The organism is Sphingobium fuliginis (genome assembly GCF_015074805.1).
GTDB classification, from domain to species: domain Bacteria; phylum Pseudomonadota; class Alphaproteobacteria; order Sphingomonadales; family Sphingomonadaceae; genus Sphingobium; species Sphingobium fuliginis.
The window spans coordinates 2,443,741-2,470,153 of sequence record NZ_CP060035.1 but is presented as its reverse complement, the minus strand read 5'-3'; the positions used below and the strand labels follow the sequence as shown (position 1 = coordinate 2,470,153).

General features: G+C 64.3%; 27 protein-coding genes and 1 tRNA gene. 12 read left to right on the top strand and 16 right to left on the bottom strand.

All coding sequences use genetic code 11. The features are described 5' to 3' along the window. Positions 1-7: 7 nt before the first annotated feature. A complete protein-coding gene (locus H5V43_RS11875) occupies positions 8-625 on the bottom strand; it encodes a ribonuclease D (RefSeq protein WP_025552208.1) in 618 nt (205 codons plus the stop codon). A 247-nt stretch (positions 626-872) separates the two neighbouring features. Between H5V43_RS11875 and H5V43_RS23775 the strand changes: the two genes are divergently transcribed. The 3 genes from H5V43_RS23775 (at position 873) to H5V43_RS11860 (ending at position 3,627) form a co-directional block, all read left to right on the top strand. After that, a complete protein-coding gene (locus tag H5V43_RS23775) occupies positions 873-1,700 on the top strand; it encodes a cold-shock protein (protein ID WP_048576282.1) in 828 nt (275 codons plus the stop codon). Between the two features lie 242 nt (positions 1,701-1,942). Beyond that, positions 1,943-3,490: an ATP-dependent nuclease gene (locus tag H5V43_RS11865; RefSeq protein ID WP_128830852.1), complete on the top strand. Its 1,548-nt coding sequence runs from the start codon at positions 1,943-1,945 to the stop codon at positions 3,488-3,490. Then, entirely contained in the window at positions 3,490-3,627 is a 138-nt protein-coding gene (locus H5V43_RS11860) for a hypothetical protein (RefSeq protein ID WP_157846881.1), read from the top strand. The genes H5V43_RS11865 and H5V43_RS11860 overlap by 1 nt, the downstream gene beginning before the upstream one ends. Positions 3,628-3,721: 94 nt before the next feature. Here the strand turns inward: H5V43_RS11860 and H5V43_RS11855 are convergent, their stop codons facing one another. Continuing rightward, on the bottom strand, positions 3,722-5,137 hold the full coding sequence (locus H5V43_RS11855) for a helix-turn-helix domain-containing protein (RefSeq protein WP_025551113.1): 1,416 nt from the start codon (positions 5,135-5,137) through the stop codon (positions 3,722-3,724). A 123-nt stretch (positions 5,138-5,260) separates the two neighbouring features. Here H5V43_RS11855 and H5V43_RS11850 point away from each other — a divergent pair, with 123 nt between their 5' ends. Further along, positions 5,261-5,428, top strand: coding sequence for a hypothetical protein (locus tag H5V43_RS11850; RefSeq protein ID WP_007682549.1), 168 nt, complete (start codon positions 5,261-5,263; stop codon positions 5,426-5,428). A gap of 61 nt (positions 5,429-5,489) precedes the next feature. On the opposite strand, the gene H5V43_RS11845 is transcribed toward H5V43_RS11850, so the two are convergent. From H5V43_RS11845 to H5V43_RS11830, 4 genes are all read right to left on the bottom strand, one after another. Next, a complete protein-coding gene (locus tag H5V43_RS11845) occupies positions 5,490-6,491 on the bottom strand; it encodes an inorganic phosphate transporter (RefSeq protein WP_044661375.1) in 1,002 nt (333 codons plus the stop codon). Between the two features lie 18 nt (positions 6,492-6,509). Continuing rightward, entirely contained in the window at positions 6,510-7,625 is a 1,116-nt protein-coding gene (locus H5V43_RS11840) for a DUF47 family protein (protein WP_044661376.1), read from the bottom strand. A 106-nt stretch (positions 7,626-7,731) separates the two neighbouring features. After that, entirely contained in the window at positions 7,732-9,846 is a 2,115-nt protein-coding gene (locus H5V43_RS11835; RefSeq protein ID WP_025551111.1) for a TonB-dependent receptor domain-containing protein, read from the bottom strand. A gap of 127 nt (positions 9,847-9,973) precedes the next feature. Beyond that, positions 9,974-10,888: a LysR family transcriptional regulator gene (locus H5V43_RS11830; protein ID WP_025551109.1), complete on the bottom strand. Its 915-nt coding sequence runs from the start codon at positions 10,886-10,888 to the stop codon at positions 9,974-9,976. 110 nt (positions 10,889-10,998) lie between these two features. Here H5V43_RS11830 and H5V43_RS11825 point away from each other — a divergent pair. The 7 genes from H5V43_RS11825 to H5V43_RS11795 all read left to right on the top strand — a co-directional run bounded on the left by H5V43_RS11825 (position 10,999) and on the right by H5V43_RS11795 (position 16,758). Further along, positions 10,999-11,072 (top strand) — tRNA-Gly (locus H5V43_RS11825). 27 nt (positions 11,073-11,099) lie between these two features. Beyond that, positions 11,100-11,294, top strand: coding sequence for a DUF4169 family protein (locus tag H5V43_RS11820; RefSeq protein WP_025551107.1), 195 nt, complete (start codon positions 11,100-11,102; stop codon positions 11,292-11,294). A 179-nt stretch (positions 11,295-11,473) separates the two neighbouring features. After that, positions 11,474-12,412, top strand: coding sequence for a hypothetical protein (locus H5V43_RS11815; protein ID WP_244968623.1), 939 nt, complete (start codon positions 11,474-11,476; stop codon positions 12,410-12,412). Positions 12,413-12,571: 159 nt separating this feature from the next. Then, positions 12,572-13,789 (top strand): argininosuccinate synthase, encoded by a 1,218-nt coding sequence (locus H5V43_RS11810; RefSeq protein WP_025551103.1) that lies wholly within the window; start codon positions 12,572-12,574, stop codon positions 13,787-13,789. 174 nt (positions 13,790-13,963) lie between these two features. Then, positions 13,964-14,614: an EF-hand domain-containing protein gene (locus H5V43_RS11805; protein ID WP_025551101.1), complete on the top strand. Its 651-nt coding sequence runs from the start codon at positions 13,964-13,966 to the stop codon at positions 14,612-14,614. Positions 14,615-14,686: 72 nt separating this feature from the next. After that, entirely contained in the window at positions 14,687-15,406 is a 720-nt protein-coding gene (locus H5V43_RS11800) for a response regulator (RefSeq protein WP_025551099.1), read from the top strand. After that, positions 15,403-16,758, top strand: coding sequence for a sensor histidine kinase (locus tag H5V43_RS11795; RefSeq protein ID WP_025551097.1), 1,356 nt, complete (start codon positions 15,403-15,405; stop codon positions 16,756-16,758). The genes H5V43_RS11800 and H5V43_RS11795 overlap by 4 nt, the downstream gene beginning before the upstream one ends. 423 nt (positions 16,759-17,181) lie before the next feature. Here H5V43_RS11795 and H5V43_RS11790 read toward each other — a convergent pair whose 3' ends face one another. After that, positions 17,182-18,237, bottom strand: a complete 1,056-nt coding sequence (locus H5V43_RS11790; protein WP_099186366.1) for a flagellar motor protein MotB — start codon at positions 18,235-18,237, stop codon at positions 17,182-17,184. A gap of 3 nt (positions 18,238-18,240) precedes the next feature. Then, positions 18,241-19,104, bottom strand: coding sequence for a flagellar motor stator protein MotA (motA, locus tag H5V43_RS11785; protein ID WP_007682571.1), 864 nt, complete (start codon positions 19,102-19,104; stop codon positions 18,241-18,243). Here motA and H5V43_RS11780 point away from each other — a divergent pair. Then, entirely contained in the window at positions 19,103-19,339 is a 237-nt protein-coding gene (locus H5V43_RS11780; protein WP_128830725.1) for a hypothetical protein, read from the top strand. The two genes, motA and H5V43_RS11780, sit on opposite strands and share 2 nt — an antisense overlap. Here the strand turns inward: H5V43_RS11780 and H5V43_RS11775 are convergent. The 8 genes from H5V43_RS11775 to H5V43_RS11740 all read right to left on the bottom strand — a co-directional run bounded on the left by H5V43_RS11775 (position 19,332) and on the right by H5V43_RS11740 (position 26,367). Then, positions 19,332-20,177 carry a flagellin gene (locus H5V43_RS11775; protein WP_025548605.1) on the bottom strand — a complete coding sequence of 282 codons (846 nt, stop codon included), beginning with the start codon at positions 20,175-20,177 and terminating at the stop codon, positions 19,332-19,334. The genes H5V43_RS11780 and H5V43_RS11775 overlap by 8 nt on opposite strands. 17 nt (positions 20,178-20,194) lie before the next feature. Next, positions 20,195-21,535, bottom strand: a complete 1,341-nt coding sequence (gene flgK / locus H5V43_RS11770) for a flagellar hook-associated protein FlgK (RefSeq protein ID WP_025548604.1) — start codon at positions 21,533-21,535, stop codon at positions 20,195-20,197. Beyond that, positions 21,532-21,846 carry a rod-binding protein gene (locus H5V43_RS11765; RefSeq protein WP_025548602.1) on the bottom strand — a complete coding sequence of 105 codons (315 nt, stop codon included), beginning with the start codon at positions 21,844-21,846 and terminating at the stop codon, positions 21,532-21,534. Before H5V43_RS11765 ends, flgK begins: the two co-directional genes overlap by 4 nt. Beyond that, the gene (locus H5V43_RS11760) at positions 21,846-23,084 is read right to left on the bottom strand and encodes a flagellar basal body P-ring protein FlgI (protein ID WP_244968622.1); all 1,239 of its coding nucleotides are present in this window, start codon (positions 23,082-23,084) and stop codon (positions 21,846-21,848) included. The genes H5V43_RS11765 and H5V43_RS11760 overlap by 1 nt, the downstream gene beginning before the upstream one ends. Positions 23,085-23,098: 14 nt before the next feature. Further along, positions 23,099-23,773 (bottom strand): flagellar basal body L-ring protein FlgH, encoded by a 675-nt coding sequence (locus H5V43_RS11755; RefSeq protein WP_373278224.1) that lies wholly within the window; start codon positions 23,771-23,773, stop codon positions 23,099-23,101. Positions 23,774-23,778: 5 nt separating this feature from the next. Then, complete coding sequence (gene flgG, locus H5V43_RS11750; RefSeq protein ID WP_025548597.1) at positions 23,779-24,567, bottom strand: flagellar basal-body rod protein FlgG; 789 nt, start codon at positions 24,565-24,567, stop codon at positions 23,779-23,781. Positions 24,568-24,634: 67 nt separating this feature from the next. Continuing rightward, entirely contained in the window at positions 24,635-25,375 is a 741-nt protein-coding gene (locus tag H5V43_RS11745) for a flagellar basal body rod protein FlgF (protein WP_025548595.1), read from the bottom strand. A gap of 149 nt (positions 25,376-25,524) precedes the next feature. Beyond that, positions 25,525-26,367 carry a flagellar hook-basal body complex protein gene (locus H5V43_RS11740; RefSeq protein WP_025548594.1) on the bottom strand — a complete coding sequence of 281 codons (843 nt, stop codon included), beginning with the start codon at positions 26,365-26,367 and terminating at the stop codon, positions 25,525-25,527. Positions 26,368-26,413 lie beyond the last annotated feature (46 nt).

The following is a 26,413-nucleotide window of genomic DNA, read 5'->3' as shown; positions in this document are numbered from 1 at the left end:
TCAGCCCTCACATATGCGCGAAGATGTCGATCTCCGGCCAACCCGCCAGGTCCAGCTCCGCCCGGTGCGGCAGGAAATCGAAACAGGCCTGCGCCAGTTCCATCCGCCCCTCGCGCACCAGCCGCTTGTCCAGCTCCGCCTTCAACGCATGCAAGTACCGGACGTCCGACGCCGCATAATCCTTCTGCGCGTCCGACAGCACGGGCGCGCCCCAGTCGCTCGACTGCTGCTGCTTGCTGATCTCCTGCCCCAGCAGCTCGCGCACCAGTTCTTTAAGGCCATGCCGGTCGGTATAGGTCCGCACCAGCCGCGACGCGATCTTGGTGCAATAGACGGGCGCCGCCACCACGCCCAGATAATGGCGGATCGCCGCAATGTCGAAACGCCCGAAATGATAGAGCTTCAGCCGCTCCGGATCGGCCAGCGCCGCGCGCAGGTTCGGCGCGGCATAATCGCTGCCGGGGTTGAAGCGGACCAGATGCTCGTCCCCCCCGCCGTCGCTGATCTGCACGACGCACAGGCGGTCGCGGGGCGTGATCAGCCCCATGGTTTCGGTGTCGACGGCGATCGGGCCGGGGGCAAGGACGCCCTCGGGCAAATCCTCTTCATGGAAATGGACGGTCATGACTCCCCTCTATGGCCAAAGCCGCCGGTTCGCAATCGCCCCTTGGCGACCGGGAACGAAAGGCGACCGGGGCGGTCGCAAAGCCGCCATTTTCAGGCCTTTTACCCGCCTCAAAAATCATTCGCCTGTCCCGGAAAAGTTGATATAGTGATTCCCAAACCGCGCGTGAGCGGTGGATTCTGCATGTCATTCGCCCGACATGCTTGTCTGGTTTAGTCTGGGGCGAAGCGAAAGTGACCAACAGGGCATGAGTTTTGATAGAGGTCGCCGCGGCGGGCGCGGCAAGGACAAGCGCGACAGTTTCGGCGACGACAGTTTCTATGAAGGCGGCCGTGGCGGCTTCGGCGGTGGGTTCGACCGCGGCGGTTTCGGTGGTGATCGTGGTGGCTTCGGCGGCGGCGACCGCTTCGGTGGCGGCGGCGGTGGTGGCTTCGGCGGCGACCGTGGCGGTTTCGGCGGCGGCGGCGGTGGCGGCGGCTTTGGCGGTGGTCGCGGCGGCGGCGGCGGTTTCGGCGGCGGTGGCCGCGGCATGCCCGCGCAGGTCGTCGGTGAAGGCACCGGCGTGGTCAAATTCTTCAACGGGCAGAAGGGCTTCGGCTTCATCGTCCGCGACGATGGCGGCGAAGACGTGTTCGTCCACATCAGCGCCGTCGAGCAGGCGGGCCTGACGGGCCTGGCCGAAGGCCAGCCGCTCGGCTTCACCCTGGTGGATCGCGGCGGCAAGGTGTCGGCCACCGATCTCAAGATCGAGGGCGAACCGCTCCCCGTCACCGAACGCGCCCCCCGCGAACCCCGCGCCGGCGGCTTCGGCGATCGTCCGGGCGGCGGCGACCGCGGCCCGCAGCGCCAGCTCACCGGCGAACGCGCCAGCGGCACGGTCAAGTTCTTCAACGCAATGAAGGGCTTCGGCTTCATCCAGCGCGACGACGGCCAGCCCGACGCATTCGTGCACATCAGCGCCGTAGAACGCGCCGGCATGAGCGCCCTGAATGAAGGCGACCGCCTCGACTTCGAACTGGAAGTAGACCGCCGCGGCAAATATGCGGCCGTCAACCTTCAGACGAAGGCCGACTAAAGAACGGCCTGCCCGCTTTAGGGAGAGGATAAAAGGGGTCGCCTGCCCGGCGGCCCCTTTTTGTTTGCCTGCTAACTTGGGCTTCGGCAGCTTTGCGCCCGTCTTCGCCGTTCGGACCGCTTGCCGCTATTCCCGAAAGCTGCCACCATTTTTGGAAGCATTGCTATCGCGTCTTAGAACAGAAAATTGGTTGCTGTTGCAGTCGATGATGGCGTCACAGGTGGAATTTTCGTGGAAGCCAGATGAAAGACACATTACGGATAGAACGCCTGCGATTTGTAGCTGGCAGTGCACCTGACCAACCTCCTCTTGAAATTGAATGCCCAAATGTGACCATACTGGTTGGACCGAACAGTGCAGGCAAAAGCCAGACCTTGCGCGAAATTGAGGCGTATTGCTCGGGCCTAGAAGTGTCGTCTGTCCTTTTAGACCAAATCGAAATTGCCATGCCCCAAAACGGTGAGGCGATTGATCGAATGATGATGGTGTACCGGACGGAAGCCCCCCAAGGGCAGGGAGTGCAACCAGGAATTCTCTGGTTTTTTCGCCCACGATCTAGAAATAACGAGCAAGAGCTTAGAACTCAAATACAGAGTACGAGCTTTGTTGATTGGCATAAAAACAATCAAATTTTACAACTTCGTCAGTATTTTGTTCGATTTTTCACTACTCGACTTGATGGTCGCACGCGGTTTGAGCTGATCGACCCAAAGCCAACGGGAGATCTTGATCGCCCGCCCGAAAATCTGCTGTGGCATCTCTTTAAGTCGAAAAAAATTCGCGAAGCAGTTCGTAAGTTCACTGAGCAAGCTTTTGGGAAATTTTTTGTTGTTGATCCAACCGGTATGACTACTTTCCGTGTTCGTCTGAGCAACCGGGCTCCAAAAAGTGACACTGAAGAGCAGGCGCTTGATGATAGTGCACGTCGGTTTGATGGGGATGCCCCGATTATTCAATCGCTCGGTGATGGCGTTCAAACATCGGTTGGTCTTGTTGCCGCAGTTTTGGGATTGCCAGATAAGATCATTTTAATTGACGAGCCGGAGGCATTCTTGCATCCGACGCTCGCTCGGCGCGTCGGAAAAGTGCTCGCAAAAGCGGCACGGGACCGCGAAGCTTCACTGATTATGGCAAGTCACAGTTCAGAGTTGCTGCTGGGCTGTATGCAATCTGAACCTAATCTTCGAATTGTGAGGCTGACCTATACCGGTGGATTAGCAAGTGCACGCTCGCTCGATCCCACGGAAATTCGGCAGTTAATGAATGACCCGCTTCTTCGTTCGGCACATAGCTTGAGGGCACTTTTCCATCGCGGAGCAATTATTTGCGAAGCCGATGCGGATCGGGCTTTTTACGAAGAAGTCAATGCGCGCATGAGCGCTGATGATCGAGGCATCGAAGATTGCATCTTTATGAATGCACAGAACTGGCAAACAATACCTCGTCTAGTGGAACCGCTGCGACGTTTGGGGGTGCCTGCACTCGCTGTATTCGACTTTGATGTTCTTATGAGCAAGGATTTTGCATCGATTTGGCAATTGGTGAATTTAGATGCCGCATCGCTTCACGGTCTACAAGAAGAGCGGGCATCGATAAAATTAGCTATGGAGAAAGCTGGTCGCGCCAACTGTAAAAAACTTGGTCTTGATGCCTTAGGTTCCGACAAAAGCGCTGCGGAAGATTTACTCAGTCGATTTGCATCCTTTGGCGTCATGTTTGTACCGGTCGGCGAATTAGAGTGTTGGCTGAAGACTAAAATTCCGGACAGGTTTCAAAGCAAAATTGGTTGATGGCCATGTTCGAAGCAATGGGGGCCGACCCAGAAGATGCGCTTTATCTGAAAGCCGGGGTTGATGATGTGTGGGCATTTATTGAGACGGCTCGACTCTGGGTTGACAATCCTGAGCGTCAAGGCATGCCAAACTGAGGAGATGAGAGATTTTCCTAATTGAATTAGAGGAGGGCGGCTTTCTGCTAAACGGCGCCCTAAGCCGACATTCCGCCACCGGCCAAATCCCCCCTCAAACCCGCCGAAACGGAAACGGCGCCACCGTCCGCTCATAGCCATGCAGATCCAGCGCCCGCGTCACCGGCGGCAGGGCGCGATCCGGACACCCCCGCCGCTCGCACAGATGGCAGGTCGGCCCCACCCCGGTCGCCGCGCCCTTCTCCAGATCGATCCCGTCGGCATGCACGATCCGCGCCCCATGCTTCGCCTCGCAGCCCAGCGCGATCACCGACCGCCCCCGCGCGCCGCCCTCCTTGGGCAAGCCCACCGTCAGGCTGACGAAGCGCCGCCCGTCCACCGTCTCGATCAGTTGCGTGTGCACCGCATCCGGCGCCTGCCCCTCATGCGCGTCCCAGCGCGGACAGGTGCCCCCCAGCCGCGCAAAGGGCCACGCCTCCCCGTCGAAGCGCTTCGACACGATGCCCGCCCGGTCCACCTTCGCCATGAAGAAGGGCACGCCCCGCGCCCCCGTCCGCCCCAGGCTGGTCAGCCGATGCGCCAATTGCTCCATCGACACGCCGAAGCGCGCCCGCAGCAGCGGCAGGTCGTGCCGGCTCTGCTCCGCCGCCTTGGCGAAACGGTCATAGGGCATGATCAGCGCCGCCGCCGCATAGTTGGTGAGCGCGATTCCGGCGAGGCGGCGGCTGTCCTCGTCCGGCGGCCCCGCCCGCGCCACCTGCCCGCTTATCGCGTCCGCCAGTTCCTGCGCGCAAAGCTGATAGGCCACCGCGAACAGCCGCCCCGAAGAGGCCAGCCGCTCGCTCAGCAACAGCCGCCGCCGGTGCATGTCATAATGGCGCAGCGTTCCCGCCAGCACATCCTCCCGCACGATCTGCACGGCCATGCCATGCCGCTCCTTCAGCCGCGCCCGGATGCCCGCCTGCAAGGCCGATGGATCGTCGCCCAGTTCCCCCGCCAGCGACTCCGCCGCCGCATCCAGCTCCGCGAAATGATTGCCCGCCCGCGCGATCGTCTCGCGCAGCCAGTCGAGCGGCGCATGCAGCGGCGCCACGCTCCCCGGCGCCCCCGCCAGTCCGGACGCCACCTGCTCCGGCAGGCGCCGCAAATCGCTGAGCGCCCGGTAAAATCGTCCGATAGCCTCGCTCACCCCCGGATAATTTTCCGCGACCTCCAGCACTTCGTCGCGGGCGATGCCGATGTCGCGCACCAGCGCGTCGGACAATATCTCCCCCAGCGCGCTGGCGGCCCCTTCCTGCGTGCTGGCGACGAAATCGCGAATATCGATGTCATAGACATTGGCCAGCCGCAGCAGCATCTGCGCCGTCAACGGCCGCTGGTTACGCTCCAGATGGTTGAGGTAACTGGGCGACACCCCCAGTTCCTCCGCCATCCGCGTCTGGTTCAGCCCCAGCTCCCGCCGCAAAACCCGCAGCTTCGGCCCCAGATAAAGTTTCCGATCATCCGCCATACTGTCATTATGTCAAAAAATGACAATATGAACAAGTCACCGCATGACACCGCTTCACTAATCGGCCTTCATTGACCGACTCGTTCATGGTTTGATGCGTCATCCCAACGGAAAGGAAGACCCATGGAAACGACCGAAGCACCCCAGCCCGCCCGCTCCCGCGCGGTTTTCTCCCAGGAGGATTTCGGCCTGATCCGAACCGCCATCGCCCATTATCTGCGCGAGGTTCAGGACAAGCCGGAATCTGTCAAATACGCCAATCTCTACCACCGCCTCGGCCGGGTGAGCTGAGCGTTTCAGGGTTCAGGAGAGGGAAGGGCGCGGCGGAAAAACCGACCGCGCCCTTTTCCCGTCAGAACAGCCGCGTCAGCCCGTAAAAGGCCGCGCCGATCACCGCCGCCGCCGGCAGCGTCACCACCCAGGCGACGATGATGCTCGACGCCACGTTCCACCGCACCGCCGACAGCCGCCGCGAAGCCCCGACGCCCACGATCGCGCCGGTGATGGTGTGGGTCGTCGACACCGGCACGCCCAGATGCGTCGCCAGGAACAGCGTCAGCGCCCCGCCGGTCTCCGCGCAAAATCCCTGTCCGGGCGTCAGCCGCGTAATCTTCGACCCCATGGTGTGGACGATCTTCCACCCGCCCAGCAGCGTCCCAAGGCCCATCGCCGCCTGACAGCTCAGCACCACCCAGAAGGGCACGTGGAACCCGCCCGTCAGCATGCCCTGCGAATAGAGCAGCACCGCGATGATCCCCATCGTCTTCTGCGCATCATTGCCGCCATGCCCCAGCGAATAGAGCGACGCCGACACAAGCTGCATCTTGCGGAACACCCGGTCCGCCCCCTGCGGCGTGAAGCGCCGGAAAATCCAGCTCACGACCAGCACCAGCAGCAATGCCAGCACCAGCCCGATGGCGGGCGACAGCACGATGGCGGCGCTGGTCTTGAACACCCCGCTCCACACCACGGCGGAAAGTCCCGCCTTGGCGGTTCCCGCACCCAGCAACCCGCCGATCAGCGCATGGCTGCTGGAGGAGGGGATGCCCAGTCCCCAGGTGATGAGGTTCCAGGCGATGGCCCCCATCAGCGCGCCGAAAATCACCGCCGGATCGATGATGCTGGCATCGACAATGCCCTTGCCCACGGTCTCCGCCACATGCAGCCCGAAGAAGAGGAAGGCGATGAAGTTGAAGAACGCCGCCCAGGCGACCGCATATTGCGGCTTCAACACCCGCGTCGACACGATGGTCGCGATCGAATTGGCGGCGTCGTGCAGCCCGTTCAGGAAATCGAACAGCAGCGCGACCCCGATCAGCGCGATCAGCAGCGGAAAGGCGATATGGGCTTCCATCTATCTGCTCTGGCCGGATCAGGCGTGGTCGATGACCAGGCCGGAAATCTCGTTGGCGACATCCTCGAACCGGTCTGTCACCTTCTCCAGATGGCTGTAGATTTCGTTGCCGACGACGAAATCCATCGGATTGCCCTGCCGCGCCTGGTTGTAGAGCGCTTTCAGCCCCGCCTCATGCAGGATGTCGGCATGCCCCTCCAGCTTCACCAGCCGTTCGGTCAGGTCATGCAGCCGCGCCGAATTCAGGTTCAGCGACCGCAGCAGCGGCATCGCCTCCGCCGTGATCCGCGCGCATTCGACGATCAGGGCGCTCATGTCCTGCATCTGCGACGGAAATTCCTTCACCTCGAACAGCGCGATGGCTTTCGCCGTCTGGTTCATCTGGTCGATGGCGTCGTCCATCACCCCGATCAGCCCCGTAATGGCGCTGCGGTCGAACGGCGTCACGAAGATGCGGCGCACATCCTGCAGCACTTCGCGGATGATGTCGTCCGCCTCATGCTCCCGGTCCGAAATCTCCTTGATGTGGGCGTCGATGTCCGGCCCGCCCTTCAGCAGCTTGGCGAGCGCATCGGCGCCGGCGACCAAAGTCGCGGCATGATCCTCGAACTGCTCGAAAAAGCGCCCTTGCTTGGGCATCAGCGCGTGAAACCAGCGCAGCATTCCAGTCCTTTCGCTTTGCCATTCCTTGACCCGCAGCAACGTCCGCACGAACAGGCCCGGGTCCCGGGGCGGTTCGCGGAAAGCGGCGATGATGGATTGCAGATCGGGTTCGTCGACAGCCTTTGCAGCTTCGGCAACGGGGAACCAACGCAGTTCCCGCTGCCCTTGTTCGGGCCATTGCGACAACTGGCCCGTCACCGCAAGCGGGAAAACCTCGACCGTCGCCTCTTTCGTGTCGCCCCGCCGCCGTTTCTTGTCATAGCGATAGCGGCCGAGCGGCGCGGGGCAGGCAATGCCGTGAATGCCCGCCTCTTCATAGGCCTCCAGCTCTGCGGCGCGGTGGCCGGCCATGCCCTTGATGCGATTGCCCTTGGGAATCACCCAGCGCCGCGTATCGCGAGAGGTGATCAGCAGGATACGCATCGACCCGTCGGGGCCGGTCGAATAGGGAAGGGCGGCGATCTGACGCATTCAGCCGCCCTTATACGCCCGCCGGCGCATCCGATCGAGTTTCGCCCACCCCTGGTCCATCCGCGCCTTGTAACGAAATCGTCACATTGCGCAATCAACCAGGTTATCAGATCGACAGGCGGGCCGTCAGGCGGATGTCCCGTCCCGCCAGGGGGGCGTAATCCTTCAGGAAACTGGCCGCCCGCCGCGCCTCCACATCGAAGATGTTGTTGGCGGAAAGGGTGATGGTGGTCCGGTCGTTGCCCTTGAGCGGCTTGAAGGAGAGCGAGGCGTTGACCAGCGTGAAACCGTCGGTCGGCGTTTCGGTGTCCGCGATGCGGTTCTGGGCGAAGCTACGCTCGACCTCGCCCCGCAGGCTCAGCCGGTCGCCCTGCAATTCCACGCCGCCCAGCAGGCGGAGCGGGGGTATGCGCGGCGCCGGACCCGATCCGATGATGGTGGCGCGCACATAGTCGGCCACGCCATCCAGGTTGAGGGCATAGCCGCCGATCTGCCCCAGCTTCACCGTGCCTTCCGCCTCAAAGCCGAGATAGCGGGCATTCGCCTGCAGATTCTGGTAGCAGGGGAAATCCAGCGGTTCTCCGCCATTGGCGGCCATGCAGACGCTGTCGTCGGCCAGCGTATCGTAGATATAGCCGTCGAACCAGTTGTGATAGGCGGAAAGCGAGAGGGTATAGCCATTGCCCTGGCCGCGCAGCGTGCCTTCGATGCCCCAGCTCTTTTCCAGCCCGAAATCGGGATTGCCGAGTTCAAAGGCCTGCGTTCCGGCATGGTTGCCGCGGGCGAACAGCTCCTCGGCCGAAGGAGCGCGCTCCGTGCGGGACAGGTTCAACCCGACCCGCCAGCCAGGAGCGAGTTCCTGGCTGATCCCCAGCGAACCGGAAAGTGCATTGAAGCTGCGATGATAGGCGGGATTGAGCAGCGTCTCGTCCGCATCGGCCCCGACCCGCGTATGTTCATAACGCCCGCCCAGCTCGATCCGGGTGGTGCCGAGGTCGAAGGATTGCAGCGTGAAGAAGCCCAGTTGCTCCGTCTCGTTGCGCGGCAGGAATTTTTCTTCCCCCACCACGTGGAAGTTGCGTGCAAAGAACTGCGCGCCGATCGCGCCGTCCCAGCCGCCGCGCCTGGCCTGAACCAGTTCCAGCCGGGATTCGATCGACTGGTTGTAGAATGTCGTGCCGACCTCGCCCGTCTCCTCTATCTCCTGATGCTGATAATCGGCGAAGCCCGCGCGCAGGCGGATCGATTCCAGGAAGCCGCCATTGACGGGCAGTTCGGCGCGCAGGTCGGCCCGATCCTGCTTCATGTGCAGCCGCACCTTTTCCGCTTCGCCATCGGGATCGAGCGAATAGCGGACCGGCACGCCGTAGAAATTGTCGGTATGCGCCACCGAAAAGCCCAGATTGCCGCCATCGGTGATGAGCGCCGCGCCGCCCGCCACCTCCCATGTCCGCGCCGCGCTGTTGGGCAACTTGTCGCGCAGGGTGGCAAGGTCGCGGATTTCCGGATCGCTGCTGGCGTTCGCCTGGGCCCGCAGGGCGGGGGTCAGGATATAGCTGCCGGTGTCCAGATCGCCGCTCTTGGAATAGCTGCCGTCGAAATGGACTACGAACTTGTCACCGATGGGGGCCTCGATCTCGCCCGATCCAGTGCGTTCATTGGCTGCGCTGCCATGGGTGGCGATGCCGTCGACGTGGATCGGTTCGTCCGGCACGCGGCGGGGGATGCGGCTGTCGATCACATTGACCACGCCGCCAATGGCGGAGGAGCCGTAGAGCAGCGCCGCAGGGCCGCGCAGCACCTCGATCCGGTCGGCGGTGAGGGGGTTGATCGCCACGGCATGGTCGACGGAGGTGTTCGACACGTCGAAGCTGCCGATGCCGTCGGTCAGGATGCGCACGCGCTCGCCCTGGAAGCCGCGCAGCACGGGGCGGGAAGCATTGGGACCGAAGGAGGTTGCCGAGACGCCTGGCTGGTGCGCCAGAGTGTCGCCGATGGTGGGGCGCAGCGCCCGGGTCAGTTCTTCGCCGGATACGACCGACGTTCCTGAAAGAATATCGCCCTGCCGGCGTGGAATGATGGCGGTGACGACGATGTCCGCTCGTTGATCATGATAGGCTTGGGGCGCCGCGTCGGCAGGTGCGTCCTGAGCAAAGACGGGAAGGGCGGCAGACAATGCGGAAAAGGCGCAACCGGCACGCAACAGTGCGGAACGATACATTCGGTTCGTCATCCTTCAATGGGAGGAGATGCGCTCTCCTATCTGAAATGATATAGCATATCAATACTGCTTGGCGCGGGATCGATCGCTTGCCCGCGAAATCGGCTCAGCCAGTCGCAGCGGATGATCAGAGAAAGAGGAATTCCGCCAGCGCGGCAGCCGCGGCCGGGCTTTCGGGGCGGAGAGCCTGCCGCACTTCGATGGCCGGGAGCGGACGTTCGAGCGCGATCCGCCTGATCCCGGTCATCCGGCCCAGATCGCGGGCAAGGGGGCCGAAGGCGGCGAAGCAGCCCGCCCCTTCGCGCAATATGGTCATGATGTCGAACAGATTGTCGGTCTCCAGCACCGGATCGCCCAGCCGGACGCCGCCGCGCAGCAGCGCCTCGTCGATGATCCGCCGCAGGCCGTTGCGCGGCTCCATCGCCAATGTCGGCATGGCGGCAAGCTCTCCGGTCGCAACGCTGTCGCGGCGGGCGAGCGGATGGTCCGCGCCGGCATAGAGGTTGATCTGCTCCGACCAGCCATAGCGGGAGGATGGCTCATCCGTCTCGCCCAACGCATAGAAATAGGCGATGTCGGCCTTTCCCCGGCGGAGCGTCCAGGCAGCTTCGTCGGCCAGGTGGATCGTCAGGTCGAGCGTGATGGCGATGTCGTCATTCGCGGCCTCGAACGCGGCCAGCGCTTCCTGGAAATGGCCGAAGACCGGGGCGGGCGCGGCCAGGACGATGCTTTGCCGCGATGGCGCCGATTCCGACGGAGGGGCGGCGGGGATCATGCCATCCGCCTGATCGACCCCCCAGTTTTCCGGCTGATCCTGCGACAACAGGGTCATGGCCTCCGCCGTTTTCCGACCGGCGGCGGTCAGGCGGGGGGCGCCGGCAAGATCGTCGAAGAGGCGGTAGCCCAGACGCAGCTCCAGCGAGGCCAGATCGCGCGCGACATCATCGGGTGTGATCCCCAGATCGCTGGCGCAGCGTGAGAGGCTGCCCGATGCCACCATCTGCGCGAATATATCCAACTGGCGCAGGGAAGGCGTGGCCATGGCCCCTGATAGTGCAAATATCGCGCGGGGTTAAGGCCGATATTGGGTGAATATCGCTTTGGCATATTGACGAAGGCCGCCCAAAGATGGCAGGGCGCTCAGCCTGACGGGCGGGTATAGCTCAATGGTAGAGCACTAGCCTTCCAAGCTTGTGATGCGGGTTCGATCCCCGCTACCCGCTCCATCCCCTCAGGGAGGCCCGTCCACGCCCATGGGCGACATCGTCAATCTACGACAGGCGCGCAAGGCGAAGGCTCGGGCGGACAAGGAACGCCAGGCGCAGGGCAATCGCATCAAATTCGGTCGCACGAAGGCGGAACGTCTGGCGCAGTCAGCGGAAGAAGAACGGAACAGGCGGCTGATCGAAGGCGCGCGCCGTGACAATAGGGATGATAGTCCCAAATAATAGATCGCTGATTCTGAACCACAGGCAAGAATATAAAGACTAAAACATCATCCATCAAAATGAACGAATGTTCATATTGGCCATGTTCGGATCGTTTCGTCGGCCCTTTGGCTCGCTTGATCGGGAATAGCCTTCAGGCTTTGCGCTGAATCGTGAGGCTCGCGGGTTTGATCATGGCTATGACTGGAATCATTCGCTCACTTCGCCCCGCCAGGGCCGCGATTGCCGCTGTTCTGGCTTTCAGTTCGCCTCCGCTGCTCGCGCAGACCATCGTGCCGCCGAGCCAGCCGGTGATTGTCAATCCAGCCGCGGAACCGGAGCAATCGCCGGCTTCGTCCGCTCCAGCATTTGCGCCCGCTCAGCCTGTGGTTCAATCGACGCCTTCGGTCGAACAGCGGCTGGATGCCGCCATTGCGGCGTCGCAGGCGGAGGAGAAGGCGCAGACTGCGGTAGCGGCTCCGGTGGAGCGGCGCGCACCAAGGCCAGCGACCCGAACGGCAGCGCGGACCGAGCCTGTCGCGTCCCCGCAACGCGCTACGGCCCCGGTACAAAGCGAAGCGCCTGTCCCGGCGCCTGTACAGGCGGCCGCTCCGCCGGCAGCCGCCGCTCCTGTCAGGCCGGCGCCAGTTCCTCCGTCGCAAGCCGGGATCGATCCCGCGCTGCTTTGGGCGCTGGGCGGCGGCTCGCTGCTGATGGCGGGCCTCGCGGGCGCTGCCCTGTTGCGCAGGCGCAAGCGTCGTGAGGAGCAGTGGGAAGGCCAGGAGCATTGGGAGGGCGAGGTGATCCAGCCCATGCCTGCGGCACCAGCTCCCGCCATGCCGCTGATGACGCCACCGCCCGTGATTGCTCCTGCGCGGAGCGAGGAGGAAAGCAGCTTGGAAGCGATGGTTGCTGCGCCGCCCAGCCCGGAAAACCCGTTCCGAACCCACGCCAAGCGCATGACTCGCGCAAAATTCCTCCTCGCGCAGCGGCAGAAGCAGGCGGCGACCCCGGCGGCGGAGGAAACCATGGCAGCGCCGCCAGTATCGGCCAGGCCCGCGCCTGCGGCCACGCAGACGGTCTATCGTTTCGGTTCCGACCGGCGCCGCGACAGCGTCTTCAAGCCGCGGACGAGCTGAGCCCGATTCGATTCCTTGAGGGAAGGGGATGCCGGTTCCGATCGGCATCCCTTCGTCATGCGATAGTTCCGCCGTTGCGGTTGCGTTGGATCGCCCGGCCTGATACCGGCCCGCCGGTAATTGCATGGCCGCCCAGGCCCGCTTCAAGGAAAGTTGCCCATGTCCGACCAGATCAACCGCATCGTTCTTGCCTTCTCAGGTGGGCTGGATACCAGCGTGATCCTGAAATGGCTGCAACAGACCTACCAGTGCGAGGTGGTGACCTTCACCGCCGATCTGGGACAGGGCGAGGAACTGGAGCCCGCCCGCGCCAAGGCGCGTCTGATGGGCGTCAAGGAAGAGCATATCTTCATCGATGACCTGCGCGAGGAATTCGTGAAGGACTATGTCTTCCCGATGATGCGCTCCAACGCGCTTTATGAAGGGCTTTACCTGCTCGGCACGTCCATCGCCCGGCCGCTGATCGCCAAGCGGCAGATCGAGATCGCGAAGCAGGTCGGGGCGGATGCCGTCAGCCACGGCGCGACCGGCAAGGGCAATGACCAGGTGCGCTTCGAACTTGGCTATTACGGCCTCGCGCCCGACATCAAGGTGATCGCACCCTGGCGCGAATGGGACCTCACCAGCCGCACCAGGCTGATCGAATTCGCTGAGAAGCACCAGATTCCGATCCCCCGCGACAAGCGCGGCGAAAGCCCATTCTCGACGGACGCGAACATGCTGCACACCTCTTCGGAGGGCAAGGTGCTGGAAGATCCGTGGGAAGAAACCCCGGACTATGTCTATTCGCGCACGGTGAATCCGGAGGATGCGCCCGACGCGCCCGAATATATCACCATCGATTTCGAGCGCGGCGACGGCGTGGCGATCAATGGCGTCGGCATGTCGCCCGCGACCTTGCTGGAAACGCTCAACGACTATGGCCGCAAGCATGGCATCGGCCGCCTCGATCTGGTCGAGAACCGGTTCGTCGGCATGAAGTCGCGCGGCATGTATGAGACGCCGGGCGGCACCATCTACCACCTCGCCCATCGCGGGATCGAGCAACTGACGCTCGACCGGGGGGCCGCGCACCTGAAGGATGAACTGGCGCCGCGCTATGCCGAACTCATCTATAACGGCTTCTGGTTCTCGCCCGAGCGCGAGATGCTGCAGGCGGCGATCGACTTCAGCCAGGAGAAGGTGACCGGCACGGTTCGCCTGAAGCTCTACAAGGGCGGCGTCTATGTCGTCGGCCGCAAGTCGCCCTATTCGCTCTACAGCGAGAAGGTCGTGACCTTCGAGGACGATGCGGGCGCCTATGACCAGCGCGACGCGGCGGGCTTCATCAAGCTGAACGCGCTTCGCCTGCGTCTGCTGGGACGCCGGGATCGTTGAATTTGATTGTCGTTCCCGCGAAGGAGGTTTGGAACCGAAGCCAAGCCTCCGCTCGATACAAATTGCGACATTTTATCGGGTGACGTGACAAAATTGCGGGACAAAATTCCCCGATAAGCATCCGCAAGGACGGCAGCGCGCCGTTCGTGACAGACGCTTTGAAGGAAGATTTCCATGATCCGCAAATTCATGACCACGGTGGCGCTGGGCTCGCTGTTCGTCGGCGGGCTTGCTGCCTCGCACCTTGCTTTCGCTCAGGACGACAGCGCCGGACCGCGCGGCGGTGGCATGCTGATGATGGCCGACGCCAACAAGGACGGCGCCGTCACAAAGGTGGAACTGACCGCCGCCCTCGAAGCCCGCTTCGCCAGGCTGGACGCCAACAAGGACGGCAAGCTCGACCAGGCGGATCGCGACATCCTCCGTCAGCGGAGGCTCGATGAACGCTTCGCCGCGCTGGACACCGACAAGAATGGCCAGATCAGCAAGGCGGAATTCGCCGCCGGGCATCAGGGCCGGGACGGCATGCACGATCGCATGGGCAAGCCCGGCGGGCCGGACGGCCATGGCTGGGGTCATCGCGGTTGGGGAAAGCATGGTGGCGGACAGTATGGTGGGGCACAGGGCATGCGCGGCGGTTCGGGCGATGAAATGAAGAAGGACGGCACCATCACCAAGGCCGAATTCATGGCCCGCCCGCTCGCCATGTTCGACAAGGCCGACGCCAATCATGATGGCAAGGTGACCGCCGATGAGATGAAGGCGGCGCGGCAGGCCTTCCGCGACGGCTGGCGCGACCGCAAGGGGCCGCCGCCCGCCAATTGAGGCAGGGGTGAAGGCGTCGATTGCGCGCCTTCGCCCTTCCCACCCGCATCCAGCCATGACAAGAACCGGACCATGAGCGAACGACCCCATCTGCTGCTCGTCGACGACGAGCGCTCGATCCGCGAGCCGCTGGCGCAATATCTCGGCCGCAACGGCTTTCGCGTGACGGCCGTCGAAAATGCGTCGGAAGCGCGGATGCGCCTTAACGCCAACGCCATCGACCTGGTGATCCTGGACATCATGATGCCGGGCGAGGACGGGTTGTCGCTCTGCCGCCACATCCGTGAGACCAGCGAGATTCCGGTGATCCTGCTGACTGCGAAATCGGAGGAGACGGACCGTATCGTCGGGCTGGAAATGGGCGCGGACGATTATGTGCTGAAGCCCTTTTCCCCGCGCGAGCTGGTCGCCCGCATCAAGGTGATCTTCCGCCGCGTCGCGACCGGCGGGCAGCGGGTCACGGCCCCCGATGGCGCAACCTATGCCTTCGCCAACTGGCTGCTCAAGACGCAGGAACGCACGCTGGTCGACGGCGAGGGGGTGGCGTTGCCCCTATCCACGGCGGAATATAATCTGATGCTGGCCTTCGCCACCCGGCCCAATCAGGTGTTGAGCCGCGACCAGTTGCTGGACATCACCCAGGGGCGGGAGGCCAATGCCTTCGACCGGGCGATCGACAACCAGATCAGCCGCCTGCGCAAGAAGATAGAACCGGACCCGAAGAACCCGACCCTCATCAAGACGGTCTGGGGCGGCGGCTATACCCTGTCCGCGGATGTGCGGAAGCTGTGAGGCGGCTGCGCCTTTGGCCGCAGAGCGTCGTCGGCCAGATCATCATCCTCGTCGCGCTGGCGCTGTTCGTGGCGCAGGCGATCAATTTCACCCTGTTGCTGCGCGAGCGCCAACGGATCGAGCTGACCGCGCAGACCGCGCCGGGCGTCTATCGCATCGTCGACGCGCTCGACAACCGGCCGGACCGGCGCGGCGGCGGCGAGGCGGATCGGCGGGGAAGGGTGCGCTTCCTGAATGCTGCCCCGCCCTTGCCGGGGCAAGCCCGGCCGGACGTCGAGCGCCGCGCGAGGGCGATGTTCGACGATGTCGGCCTTTCGGTCCGCTCCATCCGTGCGGCTGAGCAGCCGCAGCTGCTGCCGCTGCGGCGCTGGGACAATTTCCGCATGCGCGCGGCCGGCGGCAGGCATGATCATGTGCATATGACGCGTCTGGCGATGGCGGTCGAATATCAGCCGGGCAAATGGGCGCTGACGCAGACGCGCATCGGGGACCGGCCGCCCCGCTTCGGCGGATGGCTGGTGGGGCAGACGCTGATCCTCTACGCGATCGTGCTGCTGCCGCTGCTCTGGGTCGGGCGCAGGCTGGCGCGGCCGTTGAAGCAGTTGACCCTTTCGGCGGAGCAGTTCGCCCGCACCGGATCGGCCGACCCGGTGGAGGAACGCGGCCCCGGCGACGTGCGGCAGCTCACCATAGCCTTCAACGCGATGCGCAGCCGCATCTTTGCGATGTTGAACGAGAAGGACCGGATGCTGGGCGCCATCGGCCATGATCTGCGCACGCCCCTGGCCTCGCTGCGCGTACGCGCCGAATCGGTGGAGGACGAGGGCGAGCGGGCCCGCATGTCCGAGACGATCGACGAGATGAACCGGATGCTGGAGGATATTCTCTCGCTCGCCCGCGCGGGTCGCAGCAGCGAAGCCCGGCAGAAGGTCGATATGTCGGCGCTGGCGGACGCCGTGGTCGAGGATTTTCTGGAACTCGGGTCCCCGGTCGATCTGGCCATCAGCGATCGCGCGGTCGCCAATGTGCGTCCGCAACAGATTCGCCGCGCGCTGCGCAACCTGATCGAGAATGCCATCGTCTATGGCGAGCGGGCTCATGTCTCGGTCGAAAGAGAGGATGGCACCATCCGGCTGATCGTGGCGGACGATGGACCCGGCATATCGGAAGACCGGATGGAAGAGATGATGGAGCCCTTCACCCGGCTGGAGGGCTCGCGCAATCGGGACACTGGCGGGGCCGGCCTGGGGCTGGCGCTGGTTCGGGCGATCATGACCGAACATGGCGGCGCGCTGAAGCTCGCCAACCGGGCGCAGGGCGGATTGGAAGCGAGTCTGGTCCTGCCGGCCTGAAAACGGCGATTTTCAGCCGAAGTTCACAGTGTATGCGCGCGCGTGCCCGGGCGCGCGTAGGCGCATCGCGCAATGCGTCGGACGTTTCAAAGAGGGGTGGGCGATAGGCCGGCCGGCGGACAATAGGACAGGCCGAATTGGGTCATGTCGGGGAAATAGGATATTTTGTCAGGAGCCTGTTGCGCTTGGGTCACATGCTCCTGCGGGGGGCTTGGGGCGAGGTCGGGAGCAGAAAGGCTGGAAATTGGCCAATTCGAGACCTTCCCTCCCGTAAACGGGAGGGTTAGGGGTGGGCGCGAGCGTAGCGAGCTTCTGACTTAGCCGTTGCAAAACAGCGCAGATGCCGCGCCAGCCCACCCCCTAACCCCGTCCCGCCTGCGGGAGGGGGAATGTCCGCAATCCACCCAAGGCAGCCGGGTCGGTTCAATGCTTGCCGGGCTTGTTCGACGTCCCCGGTGCTGTCGGGTTGATCAACTGCGCGCCTGCGGGGAGGCTGGTGCCGCCCATGTCGAGCTTGCGCGCTTCGGTCCGCGCCATGGTCATCGGGTTGTCGCGTTCCTTGATCGCGGCCCTGGTTTCGGCGTCGGGCTGTTCGTCCGCATCGCCGTCGTTCGCGCCGCGGCTCCACCCCAGGATGATCGACATGCGCCGGTTGCGCGGGTCGTAGACGTCGCCCTTCGCGAAGGGTTCGCGATCGGCCACGCCCTCGATCCGGGCGAAGCGGTCGTTGCCGATGCCGCTGGCGGCGAGCGCCTTGCGCGTCGCTTCGGCGCGGGCGGAGGAGAGCATCCAGTTGTTCATCGTCTGGCCCGCGCTGTATGGCAGGCCGTCGGTGTGCCCGCGCACGATCAGCGGATTGGGCATGGTCCCGATCGTCGCCGCGACCTCGTTCACCAGTTCCCGCGCCTGCGGCAGCAGGCGGTCGGTGCCCATGGCGAACATCGCGAAGTCCGCCTCGTCTATCAGGTCGATGCGCAGTCCTTCGCGCGTTTCGGTGAAGCGGATGTTCTTCAGCAGCTTGCGGATGCCCTGGCGGCGGGCCATGCGCGCCTCCAGTTCCTTCCTGATCGATTCGAACTTCACCCGGTCGGCGGCCTTGGTGGCCTTGCCGCCCTGGTCCTTCGTGCCCGATGCGTCGCGCGGGATGGTGATGGCGAGATTGCCCTGACCGCCCGTGGTCGGATAATTTTCCTTCGCCGTCATGCTGTCGCCGCCGAACATGCCGTTCGACCCGGCCGAACCTTCCTTGAGCTGCACCAGGGTCGGCGTGAAATAGTCGGCCAGCCCCTTGCGCTGCTTTTCCGTGGTCGCGCCCAGCAGCCACATCAGCAGGAAGAACGCCATCATCGCCGTCACGAAGTCGGCATAGGCGACCTTCCACGCGCCGCCATGATGGCCGCCATGACCGTCGACGACGATCTTCTTGACGATGATCGGTCTGGGTTCGGGCTCGTTCGCGCCGCGCTTCTTCTCGGCCATGGCTTATTTGCCCCGCATGCCGTCGAACACTTCGGCGAAGGCCGGCTGGTTCGCATGGGTCAGGCTGGAACGCGCGGCCTCGATCACCAGCGGCTGCGGATGGCCGTGCAGGGAGGCGACGATGATCTGCTTGACGACATGGTACATGGACCCGTCCGCCTCGATCACGGCGCGGCAGCGGTTGGCGAAGGGATTGACCATGCCATAGGCGAGCAGAACGCCGAGGAAGGTGCCGACCAGCGCCGAACCGATCATGCCGCCCAGGATCGCCGGGGGCTGGTCGATCGAGCCCATGGTCTTCACCACGCCCAGCACCGCCGCGACGATGCCGAGGGCAGGCAATGCGTCCGCCAGCCCCTGGAGGTTGTCCGCGGGACGCAGCGCTTCATGATGATGGGTCTTGAGCGCATTATCCATGACTTCCTCGACCGCATGGGGATCGAGCGTGCCGGAGGAGACGACCACCAGACGCAGCGTGTCGCTGATCAGGTGGATCAGGGTCTTGTCGCCCATCAGGCGCGGATATTCGGAGAAGATGGTCGAGCTGGCCGGGTCCTCGATATGCGGTTCCAGCGCCACGGGCCCTTCGACGCGCAGCGTCTTCATCAGCTTGGAAACGAGGAAGATGCAGTCGAGAAAGTCCTGCTTCTTGTATTTCGGCCCCTTGAACACCTTGCCCAGGCCGCCGCCCAGCGCCTTCAGGTCGGACCCCGAATTGCCGATGATCAGCGCGCCGACGGCCGCGCCGCCGATGATGATCATTTCATGTGGAAGCGCGTGCAGAACCGGGCCGATGTCGCCGCCTGTAAAGATGAAGCCGCCGAACACCATGGCGAGCAGCACGACCAGGCCGATGATTGCGAACATGATTATCCCCGAAATTCTGCCCGAAGGCGCCGTCTTGATCGAAGCATCGCATGAAAGACGCTCTCGATTGGTTAATACGGCTTGGCGATGCCGTGGTTTAGGGCGCGACCGAAAAATCGATGGCGATGTTTCCGGGCGAAAGATCCTTCTGTTTCGGAAGGTTCGTCCAAGCCATGGCGTGTTCCTGCCCGGGCAGGAACATGATGCCATGGGATCGCTTCAGGCGCCTATTTGATCAGGTCGAACAGGGTCTGCTGGTTGATCCGGGCGAAGGCGGACTGCGCCGCCTCAAGCTGGAGCAGCTTGGCCGATACCGAGGAGATCACATCCTGCAGGTCGGTCGATTCCAGGCCTGCGCGCCGTTCCTTGAGGTCGAGGTCGACATTGGTGAGGCGCGTGCCGATCACGTCCAGCCGGTCGCTGCGCACGCCCTGCTTGGTCTGTTCCAGGACGATGTGGTTCTGGGCCGCCTTGATCGCGTCGAGCCCGGCCGCGACGTCGCTGTCGGTCCCGCTTTGCAGCGCGGCGATGCTCTGGCCCAATATGGCGTCGAGCGTCATCGGCGTGCCGTTGACGTCGATCCCTTCGGACACTTCCTGCCGCGTGCCGACCACCGCGAGGTTGAGGCCGCGGCTGACCGGGACCAGCACGCTCTGCCCATCGTCGAAGGCAGGTACGCCGCTGTAATCCTTCTGGTTCAACAGCGAATCGATGGTCGACCGGATCGTCGTCATTTCCTGGACGATGGCCGTCTTGTCGGTCGTGCTGAGCGATCCGTTGCGGGCGCGCGTCATCAATTCCTGCGCGCGCGTCAGCAGGGAGTTCATCTCGCCCAGATTGGCCTCCGCCGTGTTGGCGCGGGCCGTGCCGGTGCTGATATTCGACTGCCAGGCGGCCTGTTGCGCCTGCGCCCGGCCGATGTCCGACACCTGCACCCAGGCGAGCGCGTCGTCCGACGGCCTGTTCAGCGTCTGGCCGGTCGAGATGGCGGTCTGGCCATCGACGATGTCCTGCGACAATTTCTGCTGACGGCGAATCTCGGCCAGAAGGATCTTGTTGGTGATGCCGACCATGGTCCCGTTGCTCCCGTTCAGATGATCTGCAGAATGGCGTCGACGGTTTCCTTCGCGACCTGAAGGATCTTGGCGCTGCCCGAATAGGCCTGCTGGATGCGCAGCAGTTCGGCCGCCTCCATGTCGAGGTCGACGCCGCTTACCGCTTCGCGGGCGGCCACGGCCTGGTCGCTGCGGTTCTGCGCCGTGGTCTGCTCCGCCTTGGTGGAGGAAAGCAGGTTGGCGTGGGTGGCGATCAGGTTGGTCCAGCCCTGTTCGACGCTGCCATTGCCGCGCAGCACGGTCGATACGGTCAGCAGATTGCCGTTGGGCGTGCCGTCGGCGGCCTTGGTCGCAAGCTGCGCCGGGTCGGTGATGAGGGCGGCGACGGTCGCAGCCGTCGTTCCGGACAGCAGCGGCGCGCCCGCCGCGCCCGGACTGCCGTTGGTCAGCCCCTGCGCATGCCAGTTGTTCATATTGGCGACGAACTGCTGCGCCAGCGTATCGAGGCTGGTGCGGCGCTGCGACACCGTGCCGGCGGCGGAGAACAGCCCGCCCAGCGTGCCGCTCGTCGGCGCGGCCAGGGCGGCGCCGCTGCCGGTCGCAAGCGCCAGCGTGCCGTTGGTGTTGACGGTGAGGGCCAGCGGCGTGGCGCTGCTCCCCTGCACCAGCGTCTGGCCGTTCAGCGTCACCTGCGCCTGGTCATGCGTGCCGAAACCGATGTCGATGTTGAGATTGGTGGACAGCGTGCCCAATGCCGCGTCGCGGCTGTCGAGCAGTTGCGCATAGGCCGATGTGCCCGGCTGCGCGCGCAGCAGGCTGTTGTTGATGTCCGCGAGGGCGGAGAGGGCCTGGTTGATCGTCGTCACCGAAGCCTGCGCCTCGGTCGCGATGCCGCTGGACACCTGCACCAGGTCGGCCGAGGTCTGGTTGAAGGCCTGGGCGACGCGGCCGATGCTGTCCAGCGTCGTCACCCGCAGGGAGTTGTCGGTGGGGCTGGCGGCCAGCTTGTCCATGTTCTGGAACATGCCCGTCATGAGCTGGCCGATGCCGGTTTCCGTGTCGTTGAGCGCCGTTTCCGAATCGGTCAGCCAGCGCATCCGCGCGACCGCGCTGCCAAGCTGCATGTTGGTGTAGCGCACCGTCGCGTCGAGATAGGGATCGGTCGCGCGGTTGACGCTCTTGACCTCCGTCCCGCCGAAATTGGCGCGGGAGATGTAGACGGCCATGGTGGCGGTGGACGAACCGGATTCGATGGTCGTCACCGAACGGCGGGAATAGCCCTCCGTGCTGGCATTGGCGATATTCTCGGAAATCGCGGCCATGGCGGTCCGATAGGCCTTGGTGCCCGATGCGCCGATGATGAAGAGATCGCTCATTCGGCCTTATCCGCGGCATTTGAGCCGGCAGGCGCGACGGCTTTGGCGCCGAACTGGCGCATCAGCATCTCCGCTATGCCCAGCGTGCCGTGGCTCGCCATGCTGTCGGCGGTGCGGGCGTCGGCCATGTCGCGGAACTGGTCGGTGGCGCTGGAATCGCTGATGCCCTCCGCCAGGCTGGCCGAGCGCATCGCGCCCATCATCTGGCGCAGGAAGATCGCCTCGAACTGCTGCGCCGCCTTTTGCAGCGCGGCCCTGTCCTGCGTTCCGCCCGCCGGAGCCGTCGTTTCCGAAGTCGCACCAATCCGCATCACAACACCACCAGTTCAGCCTTGAGCGCCCCTGCCTGCTTGAGCGCTTCGAGGATCGCGACCATGTCCGCGGGGGAGGCGCCGATGGCGTTCACCGCTTTGACTATATCGGCCAGAGAGGCTCCACCTTTAAAATTAATCATCGGTTTCTTTTCCTGATCGATCGAAATCGAACTGGATTGCTCCACCGCCGTCTGCCCTTGCGAGAAGGGGGCGGGCTGGACGATGCGGGGGGATTCGTTGACGCTGACGGTGATTTTCCCGTGCGCGATGGCGGCGGGATGGATCTTCACCGCGCCGTTGATGACGACGGTGCCGGTGCGGGCGTTGACGATCACCTTGGCCGGGGCGTCGGCGGGCGAAATCTCGATATTCTCGATCATGCCCATCATCATGATGCGGTCGGTGGCGCCCGGCGCGGCGTCGATGGTGATCGACACGGCGTCCACGGCCTTGGCGCGATGGTCGCCATAGGTGCGGTTGATGCCGTCCGCCACGCGAAGGGCGGTCGTGAGGTCCGCTTCGGACAGGTTGAAGGTGAGGGTGGGGGCGGTGTCGAAGCCGGTGGCGACGGCGCGCTCCACCGTCGCGCCGCCCGGGATGCGGCCGGCGGAAGGAATGTTGACCGACACCTGGCTGCCGTCCGCGCCCGACACGCCCAGGCCGCCGACGGCCAGATTGCCCTGCGCCATGCCGTAGATTTCATTGTCCGCGCCGCGCAGGGGGGTCATGATGAGGGTGCCGCCGCGCAGCGACTTGGCCTTGCCGAGGGCGGAGACGGTGACGTCGAGCCGCTGGCCGGGCTTGGCGAAGGCAGGCAGGTCCGCCGTCACCAGCACCGCCGCCGCATTTTTGAGAGCCGGGTTGATGCCCTGCGGCAGCGTCAGGCCGAAGCGCGAGACGACGCCCTTCATGCCCTGCGTCGCATAGTCCAGGCTGTCGTCGCCCGTGCCCGCCAGGCCGACGACGATGCCGTAGCCGGTGAGCTGGTTGGGGCGCACGCCCTGGAAATTGCCGAGGTCCTTGATCCGCTCCGCATGGGCGGGGGCGGCGAGGAAGGTGAGGGCGGTGAGAAGGGCGAGTATTACGCGACGCGCTAAACGCTTGCCCAACCACACGCCGTCATTCCCGCGAAGGCGGGAATCCATCTCCCGACGTTGCACCAGACGCGAGGTCCGGAGATGGATTCCCGCCTGCGCGGGAATGACGAAGTTGGGGAGGCGGGCGAAGGACGTCATGGCGTGCATGTCCATCAGAAGGGGCTGATCATGGAGAAGAAGCGCTGCAGCCAGCCCTGGCGGCTGGCGCGGGCGATTTCCCCCTTGCCGGTGTAGATGATCTTCGCGTCGGCCACGCGGGTCGAGGCGATGCGGTTGTCCGGGCCGATGTCGGCCTGGCGGACGAGGCCGCTGATCTGGATATATTCGTCGCCGCGATTGAGCGTCAGCGCCTTTTCGCCCTTCACCAGCATCGTGCCGTTGGGATAGGTCGCCGCGATGGTCACGGTGATCTCCCCATTCAGGGCATTGGACTGGGTGGCGGCGCCCTTGCCGGTGAAGCTGTTGCTGCCGCTGGAGCCGATGTCGCTGGCGGAGAAGATCTTGGAGAGCGGGCCGGTGCTGGGCGGGGTCAGGGCGATGCTGCCGTCGCGGCTGGTGTCGGCGCTGTTGCTCTTGGTCGCCTGGGTCCGTTCGACCAGCACGATGGTGATGATGTCGCCCACGCTGGTCGCCCGCGCCCCGCTGGTGAGCGGGGTATAGCCTATCGACGCCTGGAAGATCGAACCGTTGGCGGCCGGGGCGGCAGGGGCGGCAACGACCGTGGGGGCATAAAATTGCCGTTCGGCATCGCGCTTCTTGCCGGCCATGGCCGGGGATGCGGCGAGGGCGGTTCCGAAGAGGAAGAAAATGGCCGTTCTGCGCATCATCCGGCTCACAGCTGCTGGTTGACGTACTGGAGCATTTCGTCGGTCGCCTTGATCATCTTGGAATTGACCTCATAGGCGCGTTGGGTCTCGATCATGTCGACCAGTTCCTCGACCACGTTGACGTTCGAGGTTTCGAGATAGCCGGAGCGGACGACGCCGCGCCCGTCCAGCCCCGCGACGCCGACCTGCGGCGTGCCGCTGGCGGCGCTTTCCTTCAGCAGATTGCCGCCGACCGCCTGAAGGCCGCCCGGGTTCATGAAGCTCGCCAGTTCGATCTGGCCGAGCTGGGTCGGTTCGGCCTGCCCCTGAAGCGTGGCGGAGACGGTGCCGTCATTGCCGATGGTGACGCTGGTGGCGCCTTCCGGAACCGTGATCTGCGGGATCAGCGGCAGCCCTTCGCTGGTGACGACGACGCCTTCCGCCGTGGTCGTGAAATTGCCGGCGCGGGTATAGGCGATGGAGCCGTCCGGCTGCTGCACCTGGAAATAGCCCGAACCCTCTATCGCCATGTCCAGCGTGTTGCCGGTCTGGTTGAGCGTGCCCTGGCTGTTGATCTTGGCCGTGCCCTGCATCGCGACGCCCGAGCCGAGGTTAAGGCCGGTGGCGAACTTGTTCTCGCTGTCGCTGTTCGCGCCCGCGGCCACGATCTGCTGGTAGGCCAGCGTTTCGAAATCGGCGCGATCGCGCTTGAAGCCGGTGGTGTTGACGTTCGCCAGGTTGTTGGCGATCACGCGCATCTTCGTGTTCTGCGCGTCAAGGCCGGTGCGGGCGACATGAAGGGCTGCGTTGGTCATGGCTCAAAATCTCCGTAGGGCCGTCAGGCTTGCCTGTCGAAAAGCAAGAGCCGTGCCAAATTAACCATCAGTCCAGGCGCATCAGCGATGCGCCGCCATCGTCGAGCTGCTTGGCGGTGTCGATCATCTTGACCTGGGTTTCCCAGGCGCGGCTCGCCTCGATCATCTGCACCAGCGCTGAGGTGGCGTTGACGTTCGACCCTTCCAGCGATCCGCCGGTCACGCTGGCGAGCGGATCGTCGGGCAGCGCGCCGCCATTGGCTTCGCGGAACAGCCCGTCCGTGCCCTTGGCGATGCTGGAGCCGACCGGGCTGACCAGCTTCAGCTTGTCCACCTGTTGCGGATTGGCGGGGTCGCCGCCCTGCGGCACGCCCCAGATGCTGCCGTCTTTCGCGATGGAGATGCTGTCCATCTGCGGCAGGGTGATAGGGCCGCCTTCGCCGAGCACGGGCAGGCCGTCGCCGGTGGTCAGCAGGCCGCTGTCGCTGACCTTGAGGTCGCCGCGGCGCGTATAGGCTTCGCTGCCGTCCGCGGCCTGAACGGCGAGCATCGCATCGCCGTTCATGGCCACGTCCAGCGGATTGCCGGTTTCGGTGACCGCGCCTTGCGCCATGTCGGCGGCGATCACCTGTTCGGACGCCTGCGCCCGCGTGTCGAAGGTGCTGCCCTTGATCCAGCGCGTCTCGGCATTGGCGATTTCCGCGCGGAAGCCGGTGGTGTTGACGTTCGCCAGATTGTTGGAGATCGCCGCCTGCCGCGCCATCGCGCCGCGCATCGCGGTGAGTGCCGTGTTGACGAGCCGGTCCATGGGGGTGTCCTGTTGTTGACTGCGGGCGCTGATTTATTTCCGTCACCCCCGCGGAGGCGGGGATCCATCTTCCAGCGTTGCCGCTTTGTGCGAGGTCGGGAGATGGGTTCCCGCTTTCGCGGGAATGACGGTTCAATTCATGCGGAAGCTTAGGTCCGCATGTTGACGATGGTGGTGGACAGCGTGTTCGCCGCCTCGATCGCCTTCGAGTTCGCCTGGAAGTTGCGCTGGGCGGAGATGAGGTTCACCAGTTCCTCGGTGATGTCGACGTTGGAGCGTTCCAGCGCGCCGGAGCGGACCGAGCCGAACAGGCCGCTATTGCCGGTGCCCAGCATCGGCGTGCCGCTCGCGTTGGTCGCGGTCCAATGGGCGTCGCCGCTCTGGCGCAGCCCTTCCTGGCTGTTGAACGCGGCGATGGCGGTTGCGCCCAGATAGACGGTGGAACCGTCGGCATAAACGCCGGTGATCTTGCCTTCTTCCGACACGCCCACGCTGGTGAGCTGGTTGCCGGTGCCGCCGTCGGGCCAGTTGGTCGGAATCTTGAGGTCGGTCAGCGATGTCGGGGTCAGGGTGCCCGTCACCGTCGGCGCGCCGGTAGTGGGATTGAGCGGGATCACCTGAAGCCGGGCGCCGGTGGTGTCGACGACATAGCGGTCCTCCTCCACCGAGAAGGCGCCGTTGCGGGTATAGCCCACCTGATTGTCGGCGCTGCGCTTCACCGTGAAGAAGCCTTCGCCGGTGATGGCGAGGTCCAGCGTCTTGTCGGTGGTCTCGATCGTGCCCTGGGTGAACTGCTGGCTGATGCCCTGGGCGCGCACGCCCTGGCCGGCGACCTGCGTCGTGGTCTGCATCGGCGCGGCGGCGAAGATGTCGCCGAACACGGCCTTGCTCTTCTTGAAGGCGGTCGAGTTGACGTTGGCGACATTGTTCGCCGTGGTCGACAGGTCGGTCTGGGCGGCCTTCAGGCCGGAAAGCGAGATGTAGAAGGACATGGCGTTGCTCCTTGGGTGAAAAGGAAAATCGGTGTGAAAAGGATTG

Excerpts from the sequence above, each read along its gene's own strand:
- H5V43_RS11820 (WP_025551107.1), top strand. The coding sequence starts at position 11,100 with ATGGGCGACATCGTCAATCTACGACAGGCGCGCAAGGCGAAGGCTCGG.
- H5V43_RS11775 (WP_025548605.1), bottom strand. The coding sequence starts at position 20,177 with ATGGTCGGCATCACCAACAAGATCCTTCTGGCCGAGATTCGCCGTCAG.
- flgG (WP_025548597.1), bottom strand. The coding sequence starts at position 24,567 with ATGACCAACGCAGCCCTTCATGTCGCCCGCACCGGCCTTGACGCGCAG.
- H5V43_RS11755 (WP_373278224.1), bottom strand. The coding sequence starts at position 23,773 with ATGATGCGCAGAACGGCCATTTTCTTCCTCTTCGGAACCGCCCTCGCC.
- H5V43_RS11860 (WP_157846881.1), top strand. The coding sequence starts at position 3,490 with ATGGCCATGTTCGAAGCAATGGGGGCCGACCCAGAAGATGCGCTTTAT.
- H5V43_RS11800 (WP_025551099.1), top strand. The coding sequence starts at position 14,687 with ATGAGCGAACGACCCCATCTGCTGCTCGTCGACGACGAGCGCTCGATC.
- H5V43_RS11805 (WP_025551101.1), top strand. The coding sequence starts at position 13,964 with ATGATCCGCAAATTCATGACCACGGTGGCGCTGGGCTCGCTGTTCGTC.
- H5V43_RS23775 (WP_048576282.1), top strand. The coding sequence starts at position 873 with ATGAGTTTTGATAGAGGTCGCCGCGGCGGGCGCGGCAAGGACAAGCGC.
- H5V43_RS11815 (WP_244968623.1), top strand. The coding sequence starts at position 11,474 with ATGACTGGAATCATTCGCTCACTTCGCCCCGCCAGGGCCGCGATTGCC.
- H5V43_RS11760 (WP_244968622.1), bottom strand. The coding sequence starts at position 23,084 with ATGACGTCCTTCGCCCGCCTCCCCAACTTCGTCATTCCCGCGCAGGCG.
- H5V43_RS11810 (WP_025551103.1), top strand. The coding sequence starts at position 12,572 with ATGTCCGACCAGATCAACCGCATCGTTCTTGCCTTCTCAGGTGGGCTG.
- motA (WP_007682571.1), bottom strand. The coding sequence starts at position 19,104 with ATGTTCGCAATCATCGGCCTGGTCGTGCTGCTCGCCATGGTGTTCGGC.
- H5V43_RS11840 (WP_044661376.1), bottom strand. The coding sequence starts at position 7,625 with ATGCGTCAGATCGCCGCCCTTCCCTATTCGACCGGCCCCGACGGGTCG.
- H5V43_RS11830 (WP_025551109.1), bottom strand. The coding sequence starts at position 10,888 with ATGGCCACGCCTTCCCTGCGCCAGTTGGATATATTCGCGCAGATGGTG.
- H5V43_RS11745 (WP_025548595.1), bottom strand. The coding sequence starts at position 25,375 with ATGGACCGGCTCGTCAACACGGCACTCACCGCGATGCGCGGCGCGATG.
- H5V43_RS11875 (WP_025552208.1), bottom strand. The coding sequence starts at position 625 with ATGACCGTCCATTTCCATGAAGAGGATTTGCCCGAGGGCGTCCTTGCC.
- H5V43_RS11740 (WP_025548594.1), bottom strand. The coding sequence starts at position 26,367 with ATGTCCTTCTACATCTCGCTTTCCGGCCTGAAGGCCGCCCAGACCGAC.
- H5V43_RS11855 (WP_025551113.1), bottom strand. The coding sequence starts at position 5,137 with ATGGCGGATGATCGGAAACTTTATCTGGGGCCGAAGCTGCGGGTTTTG.
- flgK (WP_025548604.1), bottom strand. The coding sequence starts at position 21,535 with ATGAGCGATCTCTTCATCATCGGCGCATCGGGCACCAAGGCCTATCGG.
- H5V43_RS11790 (WP_099186366.1), bottom strand. The coding sequence starts at position 18,237 with ATGGCCGAGAAGAAGCGCGGCGCGAACGAGCCCGAACCCAGACCGATC.
- H5V43_RS11780 (WP_128830725.1), top strand. The coding sequence starts at position 19,103 with ATGATTATCCCCGAAATTCTGCCCGAAGGCGCCGTCTTGATCGAAGCA.
- H5V43_RS11765 (WP_025548602.1), bottom strand. The coding sequence starts at position 21,846 with ATGCGGATTGGTGCGACTTCGGAAACGACGGCTCCGGCGGGCGGAACG.
- H5V43_RS11850 (WP_007682549.1), top strand. The coding sequence starts at position 5,261 with ATGGAAACGACCGAAGCACCCCAGCCCGCCCGCTCCCGCGCGGTTTTC.
- H5V43_RS11865 (WP_128830852.1), top strand. The coding sequence starts at position 1,943 with ATGAAAGACACATTACGGATAGAACGCCTGCGATTTGTAGCTGGCAGT.
- H5V43_RS11845 (WP_044661375.1), bottom strand. The coding sequence starts at position 6,491 with ATGGAAGCCCATATCGCCTTTCCGCTGCTGATCGCGCTGATCGGGGTC.
- H5V43_RS11835 (WP_025551111.1), bottom strand. The coding sequence starts at position 9,846 with ATGTATCGTTCCGCACTGTTGCGTGCCGGTTGCGCCTTTTCCGCATTG.